9 protein-coding genes are annotated in these 12,546 nt (G+C 68.1%); 2 read left to right on the top strand and 7 right to left on the bottom strand.

Going from position 1 to position 12,546, the window contains the following annotated elements:
* Nucleotides 1–25: 25 nt before the first annotated feature.
* A complete protein-coding gene (locus tag ACIBK4_RS02645; protein WP_398991420.1) occupies nt 26–2,140 on the top strand; it encodes a tetratricopeptide repeat protein in 2,115 nt (704 codons plus the stop codon).
* Here ACIBK4_RS02645 and ACIBK4_RS02640 read toward each other — a convergent pair.
* From ACIBK4_RS02640 to ACIBK4_RS02620, 5 genes are all read right to left on the bottom strand, one after another.
* Nucleotides 2,130–2,969, bottom strand: coding sequence for a carbohydrate ABC transporter permease (locus ACIBK4_RS02640; protein WP_398991418.1), 840 nt, complete (start codon nt 2,967–2,969; stop codon nt 2,130–2,132). The two genes, ACIBK4_RS02645 and ACIBK4_RS02640, sit on opposite strands and share 11 nt — an antisense overlap.
* 3 nt (nt 2,970–2,972) lie before the next feature.
* Nucleotides 2,973–3,926: a carbohydrate ABC transporter permease gene (locus tag ACIBK4_RS02635; protein WP_398991416.1), complete on the bottom strand. Its 954-nt coding sequence runs from the start codon at nt 3,924–3,926 to the stop codon at nt 2,973–2,975.
* Between the two features lie 16 nt (nt 3,927–3,942).
* A complete protein-coding gene (locus ACIBK4_RS02630; RefSeq protein WP_398991414.1) occupies nt 3,943–5,346 on the bottom strand; it encodes an extracellular solute-binding protein in 1,404 nt (467 codons plus the stop codon).
* Nucleotides 5,347–5,418: 72 nt separating this feature from the next.
* Nucleotides 5,419–7,413: a tetratricopeptide repeat protein gene (locus tag ACIBK4_RS02625; RefSeq protein ID WP_398991412.1), complete on the bottom strand. Its 1,995-nt coding sequence runs from the start codon at nt 7,411–7,413 to the stop codon at nt 5,419–5,421.
* Nucleotides 7,414–7,444: 31 nt separating this feature from the next.
* A complete protein-coding gene (locus ACIBK4_RS02620) occupies nt 7,445–8,320 on the bottom strand; it encodes a 5'-methylthioadenosine/S-adenosylhomocysteine nucleosidase (protein ID WP_398991410.1) in 876 nt (291 codons plus the stop codon).
* A 60-nt stretch (nt 8,321–8,380) separates the two neighbouring features.
* Between ACIBK4_RS02620 and ACIBK4_RS02615 the strand changes: the two genes are divergently transcribed.
* Nucleotides 8,381–8,935, top strand: coding sequence for a hypothetical protein (locus ACIBK4_RS02615; protein ID WP_398991408.1), 555 nt, complete (start codon nt 8,381–8,383; stop codon nt 8,933–8,935).
* Here the strand turns inward: ACIBK4_RS02615 and ACIBK4_RS02610 are convergent.
* Together ACIBK4_RS02610 and ACIBK4_RS02605 are read right to left on the bottom strand one after the other, a co-directional pair.
* On the bottom strand, nt 8,925–9,608 hold the full coding sequence (locus ACIBK4_RS02610) for a response regulator (protein ID WP_019073117.1): 684 nt from the start codon (nt 9,606–9,608) through the stop codon (nt 8,925–8,927). The genes ACIBK4_RS02615 and ACIBK4_RS02610 overlap by 11 nt on opposite strands.
* The gene (locus tag ACIBK4_RS02605) at nt 9,605–12,241 is read right to left on the bottom strand and encodes an RNA-guided endonuclease TnpB family protein (RefSeq protein ID WP_398991405.1); all 2,637 of its coding nucleotides are present in this window, start codon (nt 12,239–12,241) and stop codon (nt 9,605–9,607) included. The genes ACIBK4_RS02610 and ACIBK4_RS02605 overlap by 4 nt, the downstream gene beginning before the upstream one ends.
* Between the last annotated feature and the right edge of the window lie 305 nt (nt 12,242–12,546).

Here is a 12,546-nt window from a genome sequence, read left to right as displayed (position 1 = left end):
GGGGCAGCGGCACGGGGACGGCGCGATGGGCGACCAGTACGGCGGGGATCACAAGGATTTTCGGGGCGGGACGTTCAACGGGGACTTCACCGTGAAGAAGGTGGAGTACCACCAGCACGACCCTGCGCCCACCGCGCTCGATGCCCTGCCTCCGAAGGCGGCCGGGTTCACCGGTCGCGGTGACCAACTCGGGGAGTTGCTGCGCGCGTTCGACCCGGCTGGGGGCGAAGCGCCGGGAACCGTGCTGGTTGCCGCGGTGTCCGGGCTCGGTGGTATCGGTAAGACCGCGCTTGCGGTGGAGGCGGCGCACGCGGCCCGTGAGAATAAGTGGTTCCCGGGTGGGGTCCTCTTCGTCAACTTGCATGGGTACGACGATGATCGCCTTACAGCGGAGCAGGCGCTGGCGACTCTGCTGAGGGCGCTGGGGACGCCTCCGGAGCACATTCCCAACGGGGTTGATACGCGGGCTGCCTTGTATCGATCGGTGCTTGCGGCGCGGGCGCGGGAGTTGGGGGCGGTGTTGGTTCTGGCCGACAATGTGTCCTCGGCGGAGCAGGTGCGTCCGCTGCATCCCGGGGGTGCGCGGCACCGGCTGCTCGCCACCTCGCGGAGCAAGTTGCCTCAACTGGGGGCGCGGCTACTGTCGTTGGGGGAACTGAGTCCGGAGGAGGCGTACGACCTTCTGGACCGGGCGTTGCGGATCGCCGCTCGGGATGATGCGCGGGTGGCGAATGAAGGTGAGGCGGCTGCCGAACTTGCCTTGCTCTGTGGGCACTTGCCGCTGGCCCTTCAGATCGCCGCGGCCTTGCTCGTCCTCGACCGGGACAAGCCCGTGGCCGAACTTGTGCTGGAACTCGCCGAGTCCGGAGACCGTCTCCTGCACCTCGATGACGGTGAGCGCAGCGTGCGGGCTGCCTTTGATCTGTCGTACCGGCGACTGCCGGCTGAACAGGCCCGGTTGCTACGGCTGTTGGCTCTGGCTCCGGGGCCGGAGGTGACGGCCGAGGTCGTGGCCGTGCTGGATGGGGCGGACACTGCGCCGGTGCGTGTGCTCGATGCGTTGTCTCGCGCTCATCTTGTTGAGCGGGGGAGTGGGCGTGGGCGGTGGCGGTTGCATGACTTGGTGCGGGTGTTCGGGGTGGGTGTGGTCAAGGAAGATGCGGGGTTGCAAGAGGAGGGGGAGGCTGCTCGGGAGCGGGTGCTGGCGTTCTATCGTCGGTGGGCGGATGCGGCGGATGACCGGTTGCGGTGGTTGCCGGGGATGCCGGTGCCGGAGCGGTTTACGGATCGGGCGGGGGCGTTGGCGTGGTTTGACTCCGAGCGGGCAGCGCTGGTGGCGGCGGTGCAGTGGGCGCGGGAGGAGCGGTTCGTGGCCACCGCGGTACAGCTGTCGCAGTGTCTGGCGCTGTATCTGGGCTGGCGGCGGCTCTTCGACGACAAGATCACTGTCGCCGATACCGCGCGGGAGGCCGCCTGCCGAGCCGGGGACCGTTTCGGTGAGGCCATTGCCTCGGATCACCTCGGCGGTGCCTTGCGGGAGGCTGGTCGGGCGGGGGAGGCCATCGATGCCCTCACCCATGCTTGTGACCTGTACCAGGAGGCCGGGGACCGCTTTCGAGAGGCAGGTGCTTGGGGCAACCTCGGCAGCGCCCTAGGGAAGGCTGGTCGGGCGGGGGAGGCCATCGATGCCCTCACCCGCGCCTGCGACCTGTTCCAGGAGGTCGGGGCCCGCCACCGTGAGGCCATGGCGTTGCACAACCTCGGCTGCGAACTACGCAGGGTGGGCCGGGTAGAGGAAGCCATCGATGCTCACTGCCGTGCCCGCGACCTATGCCAGGCTGTTAAGGACCGCCGCAACGAGGGTATGGCGTGGAACGGACTAGGCCGCGCCTTGTGGGAAGTCGGGCGGGGCGGGGAGGCGGCCGAAGCGTTCAGTAAGGCTCAGGCGATCCACGAGGAATTCGAGGACTGGCACCAGGCAGGCACGGCCCTCATGTACCTGGCTGCCACCCACGAAGACGCCGACCGGCCCGCCGAGGCCCGCGCCCGTTACCTCCAGTCCGCCGACGCTTACACCCGCGCCAACGCCCCCACCGAAGCCGCCCGATCCCGCGCCTGGGCCGAAGAACTCACCCCTTAACAGCCCCACCCAAAGCAAACCCCCCACCCAACCGCCGCGCCACCAGCACGTACAACAAAATCACCGGCGTCGAATAAACAACCGAGAACGCGGCCAACTGCCCATACGCCACCATCCCCCGATTCCCGAAGAACTCGTTGATGCTCACACTCGCCGGCATCTGATCCGGCGTAAGGAGCAGCATGAACGGGACGAAGAAGTTCCCCCACATCATCACGAACGAGAAGACGGTCACCACCGCGACCCCCGGCCCCATCAGCGGAAGAACGATCCGCACGAGGGACTGAAACGACGACGCGCCGTCGGTCCATGCCGCCTCCTCCAACTCCTTCGGTACGCCGTCCATGAAGTTCTTCATCAGCCAGATGGCGAACGGGAGTTGGGACGCGGCGAAGAAGAAGATCGTGCCCTGCATGGTGTCGATGAGATTCACCTGCACGAACAACGCGTACACCGGCACCATGATCGCGGTGACCGGAAGGCTGGTAGCGAAGAGAATCGTCAACAGGAACGGACGATTCAGCCGCGACCGGAACCGCGACAGCGGGTACGCCGCCAGCGCCGCGCACACCACCGTCAGCAGCGTTCCGAACCCGCACAGGATCAGGCTGTTGAGCAGGGGCGTGAACGTGATGTCCGAGTTCAGGATCGCGTGGAAGTTGTCCAGGGTCAGGCCGTCGGGGGCCTTCACCTTGAGGTCGGCGTGGGCGTCGAGGGACGACAGGACCACCCAGAGCAGCGGCAGCGCGAACGCCGCCGCGACCACCAACAGCCCCGCGTCCGCCGCCAGGCGTCGGGTCGTGCGGCGGGAGGAGAGGGTGAGTGCCATGGGTCAGACCTCCGTTCGCAGCAGGCGCATGTAGATCACCGAGAAGAGCGAGCCGACCAGGAGCAGGAGCAGCGCGACCGCCGTGGCGTAGCCGATCATGCTGTTCTGGAAGGCCTGTTCGTACATGTAGAGGGGGAGGGTCTGGCTCTTGTTTCCCGGGCCGCCTCGCGTCATCACCCAGATCAGGCCGAAGACGGACAGGGTCTGCAGCGTGTTCAGCATCAGGTTCGTGCCGATCGAACGGCGGATCATCGGCAGCGTGATGTGCCACATCCGGCGCCAGCCGCTCGCGCCGTCGACCTCCGCCGCCTCCGTGATCTCCTTGGGGATCTCGTTCAGGGCGGCTGAGTACACCAGCATCGAGAACGCCGTTCCCCGCCACACGTTCGCGAACGACACCGCCAGGATGGGGAGGGTGAACAGCCAGTTCTGGGACGGGAGATGGAGCCAGACCAGGATCGCGTCCAGGGTGCCCTCGCGGCGGAAGAAGGCGTAGAGGAGGAAGCCGGCGACGACCTCCGGGAGTACCCATGCCGTGATCACGATCGCGCCCGTGAGCGTGCGCACCGGTTTCGACGCGCGCTGCATCAGTGCGGCCAGGGCCAGACCGATCGTGTTCTGGCCGATCAGGGACGACAGGACCGTGAACACCAGCGTCAGCCATACGGCGTTCAGGAATTCCGAGTCCTTGAAGGCCGTGCGGAAATTCGCGAAGCCTACGAAGGACGAGTGGGCCTGGCCGGTGAGTTGGAGGTCGGTGAAGGCGATGTACGCGCAGTACGCGATCGGGCCGGCCAGGAAGAGGAGCAGGAGGATCAGGGCGGGGGAGAGGGGGAGGAGGCGGGTCAGGGTTTGGGTGAACGGGCGTTTGGGGGTGGGGAGTTGGGGGGTCGGGGCCGGCGGGCCCGGGGGGACTTCCCGCACGCCCGGGCCCGTGTGCTGCGGTGCTGTGGTCATCGGCGGTCGCCGCCGTTCATTTCTCGATGACCTGGTTGTCCGTGGCCGACTTGAGCTCGTCGTCGTACGAACTCGCCGCCTTGTCCACCGACATGTCGCCCGTCGTCACGCCCTCCATCGCCTCCTGGATGGCGGTGGAGACCTTCGGGTACGCCGGGTACGCCGGGCGGTAGTGCGTGCTCGCGACCAGGTCCGTGAAGAACTTGATGCCGGGCTGGGCGGTTGCGTAGGCGGGGTCGGCGGCGACGTCCTTCCGTACGGAGATACCAGAGTTGGCGATGTACCACTTCTCCGCGTTCGCCTTCGTCTGCATCGTCTTGATGAAGTCGAAGGCGAGGTCCGGGTTGCCGGCCTTCGAGGGGATCGCCCACGTCCAGCCGCCGGACATGCTCACCTTGCCGGGTGCCTGACCGTTCTGCGTGGGCATGTACGCGAGCCCCAACTCCTTTGACCAGTCCGGCCATTCGTGCCCGCTGCCCTTCAACCAGGCCTGGGGCAGCCACGATCCGTCGAGCGCGATGCCGAGTTTGCCCTTGGGGAGCAGTTCACCGGCCACGTAGGTCTGGATGTTGGGGTCGAGGGCGTCGGACACGTCCGGGCCGAGCTTCTCCTTGTAGACCGTGTGGACGAAGGAGAGCGCGTCCTTGAAACCCTGGCTCCCGGCGATCCACTTCTTCGACGACTTGTCGTAAAGGGGGTCCGTGGAGCCGTCGTTGGTGCCGTAGAGCAGCATCTCGAAGCCCTGCATGGTGGCCGCTTCGCCGGCAGGCTTCCCCGTGTAGACGTTGAGCGGGGTGACGTTCGGGACCTTCTGCTTGATCGTGCGGGCCGCGGCGAGCACGTCGTCCCACGTCTTCGGCTGCCAATTCGCGGGCAGACCCGCCTTCTTGAAGATCCCCTTGTCGAACCAGAGGCCGCGGGTGTCCGTGCCGTCCGGGACGCCGTACGTCTTCCCGTCCTCGGCCTTGGCTGCGGATTTCGCCGTGTCGATGAACTGGTTCCAGTCCGGCCACTTGTTGAGGTAGGCGTCGAGGGGCTTCAAGTACCCGGAGGTGATGTCGCTGTTGATGAGGAACGTGTCCTCGTAGACCAGGTCCGGGGCGGTCTTCGGCGAGCGGAGCATCTGCTGGAGCTTGGTGTAGTACTCCGAGTCCGGGGCCTTGATCGGGACGAGCTCGACCTTCTTGCCGGGGTACTGCTTCTCGAACTGCTTCTTCATGTCGGCGAGGTAGGTGTCCATCACCTTGATGGAGTTGTCCGTCGACTGCTTGAAGGAGATCTTGACTGTGTCGGGGCTGCTGCCGGATCCGCTGCCGCAGGCGGTGAGGGTGGTCGCGGCGAGGGAGAGGGCGGCGAGAGCAACTAGGGGTGTGAGTACGGCAGTTCGGCGGGGGCTGGCGGCGGTGGGGCGCACGGGCATGACCTCCTACGGGCTCACTGCGTTGTGGCCTGGGCGGATGGCTGCCCGGTGAAGGTAAGTGGAGTGGTCTAGTCAGGTCAATGCGTCTGCGCGGGATTGGGCTTCGGCGGCTTCGGTGGGGGCGTTGGCGCGAGTGAAGGCTTCGGCGGACTGGAGATAGTGGGTGCGGGCCTCGGCGGTGCGGGCGGCGTACTGGTGGACGAGGGCCAGGTTGTAGAGGGTCTGGCCCGTCCCGTACCAATCATCGAACTCCTGGTAGCGCTCCAGTGCCTTCCCGTACGCCTCAACCGCCTCCTCCGTCCAGCCCGTCACCCGCAGGACGCCACCGAGGTTGTTCCACGCGGTGGCCTCACCCTGGCGATCCCCGGCGGCCTGGTACAGGTTGTGGGCCCGGGTGTGGGCGTCGATGGCTTCCTCCGCCCGGCCCGCCTTCCGTAGGGTGCCGCCCAGGTTGTTCCATGCGTTGGCCTCGCGGTGGCGATCCCCTTCGGCCTCGTGGAGGTCGCGTGCGCGGGTGTGGGCGTCGATCGCCTCCTCCACCTGGCCCGTCTCTTGCAGGGCGATGCCGAGGTTGTCCCACGCGATGGCCTCGCCGACGCGACCCCCGACGGCCTGGAACAGGTCGCGGGCGCGTGTGTGGGCGTCGACTGCTTCCTCCGTCCGGCCTGTCTGCCGCAGGGCGATGCCGAGGCTGGTCCATGCGCTGGCCTCCCCTACCCGGTTGCCAGCGCGGTGGGTGGCCTCCCGCGCGGCACCGCACACCGTGATCTTGTCGTCGAAGAGGCGCCGCCAGTCCAGATACTCCGTCAGACACTGGGACAGCCCTACCGCCCTGTCCGCGTACCGCTCTTCCCGCGCCCACTGCACCGCTGCCACCAGCCCCGCCCGCTCGGAGTCCAGCCACGCCAACGCGCCAGCCCGGTCCGCGAACCGTTTCGGCTCCGGCCTCCCTGGCAGCCACCGCAACCGGTCATCCGCCGCATGCGCCCACCGCAGATAGAACTCCAACACCCGCTCCCGCGCCGCCTCCCCCTCCTCCTGCAACTCCACATCTCCCTCAGCCACACTCACCCCGAACATCCTCACCAAGTCATGCAACCGCCACCGCACGTCCGCCCCTGCCGGAACAGGCGTAACAAGGTGGGCTGCCGCGAGCTCTTCGAGTAGGTCGAACGTCCGGTCGATGCCGAGATTTGCAAGTGCAGAGGCCGTTTCGCTGCCGACCTCGGCCGCCGGAGCCAGCGCGAGCAGACGCAGCAACCTGGCCTGTTCGGACGGCAGTTGCCGGTACGCCATCTCGAAGAGCGGGCGGAGTCCGACAGCCGCCGTCACGTCCTCGGCACCCCGCAATTCGTCCACGAGGGATGCGACGGAGCGGTGGCGGCGCTTGCGCAGCATGCCGGCGGTAATCCTCAGCGCGAGCGGATGGTGGCCGCAGAGCGTGGCGAGTTCCGACACAGCCTCAGGTTCGCGCGTCGCCCGTTCGTCACTGCGGTCGCTGAGTCGTAAGGACCTGCTGATGAGATCGGCGGCATCCTCCGCGTTGAGGACGTCGAGGTCGATCAGCTGAGCGTCCAGTTCGATGAGCCGATCCCGAGAAGTGACCAGCACCCGATGATGATCCGTCCCCGGCACAAGCGGCATCACCTGCCCGGCATCTGACGCATTGTCGAGGACCAACAACATCGGCCGCCGCTCCTCCGCCAACAGCCGCCGATACAGCCCGTACTGCCCCGCCACCGTCTGCGGAAGATCCGCCCCCCGCACCCCCATCCCGTCCAGCAGCGCAACCACCGCCTGATCCGCCGTAACCGGATCCTCGTCGTACCCCCGAAAGTCGACGAACAACGTCCCGCCCGGGAACCACCCGTCCCGCACCGCACGATGCGCGGCACACAACGCCAACGACGTCTTCCCGATCCCGCCCAGCCCGGACACCGCGCAGATCACCACCGGCAGATCGGACTCCGCGCCCGGATCCAGTACGGGAAACAGCCGTGCCAAGTCCTCGTCCCGCCCGGTGAACCCCGCCGGCACCGCAGGCAACGCGGCCGTGGCAACCGGCACCGGCCCGTGAACGGACCCGCGTCCGGAGTCGCTACCGCTCCCGGTCCACCCGTTTCGCAATGAAGGGCCCGTTGAAGGTGCTCCCCCGAAAGTCGAGGTGATCCCCTCCGTACGACGCCCCTTGATGGGGCCCCTCCTCGGAGTCCTCGCCCTCCCTGTCGGAACTCCCCACCCGCCCGCGGAACGGCATCAACTCCCGCAGTACCGCAACGGCCGCCGCAGCCGCGTTCTCTGCGGCCCGTGGCTGCCAACCCTCCTCGTCCGTACGGGACTTGGCCGCGTTGGCCCGATCGCTGATGCCCCGGATCACCAGCGCGTCCCCGCCCGCCAGTTGCACCGCGTCGACGACACCGGCCCCCTCCATCTCGATGGCGGCGGCGTCGTTGTAGTGGGCTCTGAGGTGTTCCATCAGCGCGGACTTGGCCGAGGCGAGCACCACGTCGCCCGTTGCGATCGGCTTGAAGTGCACGTGCCGGTCGCGGCGCAGGGCGTGGCGCGCGGCCTGTTCGAGGCGATGAGAGGCGTGCCAGGCCTCGGGTCGGACGAGGAAGCCCTGGGGGGTCTCCTTGCCGCCGTGGATGCCGTACACCTTCGTCGCGATCACGACGTCACCGACCGGGATGTCCTTCTTGAGGCTCCCGGCCACTCCGACGAAGATGACCGCCTGCGGCTTGAGCCAGGTGACGACCCGTTCGGTGAGCACGGCAGCCGTGCGGACCCCCTCACCCATCTCCACCACGGCGACGTCCCAGGGGGTGCCGGGCAGCCGGGCCACCTCGGCCCGGGTGCCGTGCGGCTCGTGCACACGCTGGCGTACGTCGTCGTCGAGATGATCGAGCACGGCCTCGTACTCAAGGGACAGGGCAGTCAGTACCACCACGGTGGGATTTGTCTCCGGCACCCTCATAAAGTACTGCCAAGATGCCTGCGCAGTGGGCGTGTTGACACCAGACCGAGGGGGAACAGCGTGTCCGAGCGAGACGTCACCGTCGGCCAACTACTCCTCGCCGAGTACCAGACCGTCAAGGACGAACAGAAGACCCGTATCGGATTCCGCGACAACCTCCTCTACGTCACCCTCACCGTCGTCGCCGCCGTCATCGCCGCCGCGGCCCAGGCCAAGCAGTCCGAGATGCTGCTCGCGCTGCCGCCGGTGTGTGTCGTGCTCGGCTGGACCTACCTCGTGAACGACGAGAAGATCTCCGCGATCGGGACGTACGTACGGGACGACCTCGGACCCCGGCTCGCCGAACTCACCGACGCCCAGGCGGTGTTCGCCTGGGAGATCGCCCACCGCTCCGACACCCGGCGCCGTTCCCGCAAGGTCATCCAGTGTGTGATCGACCTGCTGGCGTTCTGTGTCGTCCCGCTCGCCGGTCTGGTCGTCTACTGGTTCGCGGGTCAGACGTCCTCGGGCCTGCTCATGCTCTCCGTGGCCGAGGCGCTCATCGTCGTAGGCCTCGGCCACCAGGTCCTCAGTTACGCGCGGCCCTTCAACTCGCCCCGCCCGCCTACCCCTTGACCCACCGGTACTGCAACTCCGGCCGCCCCACAGTCCCGTACTGCGGACTTCGCGCCGCCCGCCCCGCCTCCACCAGATGTTCCAGGTACCGCCGAGCCGTGATCCGGGAAATCCCCACCGCCTCCGCGACCCCCGCAGCCGTAAGCCCCTCCCCGCAGTCCCGCAGAGCGACAGTCACCTTCTCCAACGTCGGCGCACTCAGTCCTTTGGGCAGCGCCGCAGGCGACGGCGCCCGCAAGGCAGCCAAGGCCCGGTCGACCTCGTCCTGACCGCTCGCCTCACCCGCAGCCGCATGGAACTCGGCGTACCGCACCAGCCGATCCCGGAGCGTGGCGAACGTGAACGGCTTCAGTACGTACTGCACGACCCCCAGCGACACCCCCTCCCGGACCACCGCCAGGTCCCGCGCCGACGTCACCGCGATGACGTCGGCGTGGTACCCGGCCGCCCGCAACGACCGCGCGAGTTGCAGCCCGTGCGCGTCCGGCAGATGCAGGTCCAGCAGCAACAGGTCCACCTGCGTACGCTCCAGCGCCCGCCGCGCCTCCGCGCCCGTGTGCGCCTTGCCCACCGCCACGAACCCCGGTACCCGGCCCACGTACATGACGTGCGCGTCGGCGGCGACGGGGTCGTCCTCGACGATGAGGACGCGGATCGGCTCGGCCGTAGTCATGAAGCGCCACCTTTGGAAACAGAACCCCGGGAGGACGCCCGGGCACGACCCGAATCCGAACCCGGACCCGCATCCCCACCGCCACCCCCACTCGAATCCGAACCCGCACCCGAATCTGAACCCGCACCCTCACCCGATCCCGAATCCGCCCCCACCCCCGTCCCCCACAAAGGCAACCGCACCTCGAACACCGCCCCGCCCCCCTCCGCCTCAGCCACCGTCAACGTCCCCTCATGCCGGTTCACCGCCTGCCGTACCAACGCCAGCCCCAGCCCGCGACCGCCCGGCCCCGCCGGCTTCGTCGAGAAGCCACGTTGGAAGACCGTCTCCGTGTGCGCCGGATCCACCCCCGTGCCTGTGTCCGCGACCCGCAGCAGCAGCGCGGAGCCGTCCGGGCCCGTCTCCGTGTACGCCGTGACCGTGACCCGCGCCCGCAGGCTGCCCTGGGCCGCGTCCACCGCGTTGTCGATGAGGTTGCCGAGGATGGTCACCAGGTCCCGCGCGGACAGCGAGTCGGGCAGCAGGCCGTCGTCCATGCCGCTGTCCTCCGACACCACCAACTCCACGCCCCGCTCGTTCGATTGAGCCGTCTTGCCCAGCAACAGGGCAGCCAGTACAGGCTCGTTGACCGCCGAGACGACCTGGTCGGTCAGCGTCTGGGCCAGCTCCAGTTCGGCCGTCGCGAAGTCCACCGCCTCCTCCGCGCGCCCCAGCTCGATCAGCGAGACGACCGTGTGCAGGCGGTTGGCCGCCTCGTGCGCCTGCGAGCGCAGCGCCTGTGTGAAGCCGCGCTCGGAGTCCAACTCGCCCATCAGCGCCTGGAGTTCGGTCACATCGCGCAGGGTCACCACCGTTCCCCTGCGCTCGCCTCCCGACACCGGTGACGTATTCACGACCAGCACGCGTGACGCCGTCAGATGCACCTCGTCCACCCGTTCCTCCGACGACAGGAGCGCTCCCGTCAGCTGCGCGGGCAGACCCAGGTCCGCCACCGAGCGGCCCACCACGTCCCCGGTCACCCCGAGCAGTTCCCGCCCGCCGTCGTTCATCAGCGCCACCCGGTACTGACCGTCGAGCATCAGCAGCCCTTCGCGCACCGCGTGCAGCGCGGCCTGGTGGTAGTCGTGCATGTGGCTCAGCTCGGTCGCGTTCATGCCATGGGTGTGGCGGCGCAGGCGGGCGTTGACGACGTACGTCCCTACGGCACCCAGTGCCAGGGCGCCCGCCGCCACCCCGATCAGCGCCGTGACCTGGTCCTGCACCCGCTGGGTGATCGCCTCGACCCGGATGCCGGCGCTGACCAGACCGATGACCTTGCCGTCGCTCTCGATGGGGGTGACCGCGCGGACGGACGCGCCGAGGGTGCCGGTGTAGGTCTCCGTGAAGGAGTCGCCGTTCAGCGCGGGCTTGATGTGGCCCAGGAACTTCTTCCCGATCTGCTTCCGGTCCGGGTGCGTCCAGCGGATGCCCTGCGGATTCATGATCGTGACGAAGTCGACCTGGGTGTGCCGCTGCACACGGAGGGAGTACGACTCCAGGCGCGCGGTCGGGTTCGACGTACCGATCGCCTCGATCACCGACGGCGAGTCCGCGACCGACCGCGCCACCGCCATCGCCTGCCGCCCGGCCGCGTCCTCCGCCTGGCTGCGGTCGCTGACGTAGGTGAACAGCGCGTACCCGGCGACGACGACCGCTATCAGCACGGCCTGCATGCCGAAGAGCTGGCCGGCGAGGCTGCGGGGGCGGGGGACGCGGGGAATGCGCATGGGATCAGTGTGCCTCCCCGTCTCTCCGCAGCTCACCCCTCTGATGCCCGTATCTACGCCCGGTGGGTCAAGCGCGAACCAATTGGCCTCTCCCGACTCCGCAGAGGGGGACTCTCCGACTTCGCGCCGCTGTCCGGCGCTCCTTCGAAGACTTCCTGCTTCACCACCGGCCGCCCGCCCGGAGATTCTCCGTTGGGGTCTTACACCGGCTCCACAGGCCGACACCGCCAGCCCGGCGGCCAGGACGTTCTTCGCCGCGTTCTCATCCCGGTCGTGGTGTGCCCCGCATGCGGTGCAGGTCCATTCCCGGATGTTCAGCGGCATTCTCGCGACCAGATGGCCGCAGGCCGAGCAGGTCCTGCTCGACGGGTACCAGCGGTCCACCGCGATCAGTTCGCGGCCGTACCACCGGGCCTTGTACTCCAACATGAAACGCAGTTCGGCCCATGAGGCGTCGGAGATCGCACGGGCGAGCGCGCGGTTCTTCAGCATGTTCCGGACGGCGAGATCCTCGATCACGATCGTTTGGTTCTCACGAACGAGACGCGTGGACAGCTTGTGCAGGAAGTCCCGGCGCCGGTCGGCGATCCGGGCGTGGATCCGTGCGACCCGAGTGCGGGCCTTGTCGTGATTCCTGGAACCCTTCTCCTTACGGGACAGCTGCCGCTGCGCGCGGGCCAGTTTCGCCCGGTCCTTCTTCTCGAACTTCGGATTGACGACCTTCTCGCCGGTCGACAGAGTCACCAGCGAGGTGATGCCTGCGTCGACGCCCACTGCCGCGCGGCTCGTCGGGAGCGCCTTCACCGAAGCGTCTTCGCAGAGCATGGAGACGAACCAGCGTCCCGCGCTGTCCAACGGCTCCCGCATCTTCGCCAGGGTCGCGGATGGGCGGAGCGCTTCTCGGAGAAGTTCGTGAACACTCCCTGCAGGTGGCGCAGCGCCTGCTGCAGGGGGAGCGATGGGACTTCGGCCAGGTAGGGACACCGCCGAACGTGCGCATCAGCTCAGCCGCCTGCGCGTCGCTCGAGTAGAAGCGGCACCCGAAGGCTTGCTTCACCTGCTCGGTCACTACTGGGCCGCATTTAGGCCATGTACTAAATGAACGGAAGGGTGACCGCTCTCACAAGCCGGGAGATAGTCACCGCAACCCCCGGAAGCAGCCGCCTCCCGGA

This window comes from Streptomyces sp. NPDC050528 (assembly GCF_044457795.1).
Taxonomy (GTDB): domain Bacteria; phylum Actinomycetota; class Actinomycetes; order Streptomycetales; family Streptomycetaceae; genus Streptomyces.
This window is presented reverse-complemented; position numbering and strand designations above follow the sequence as displayed.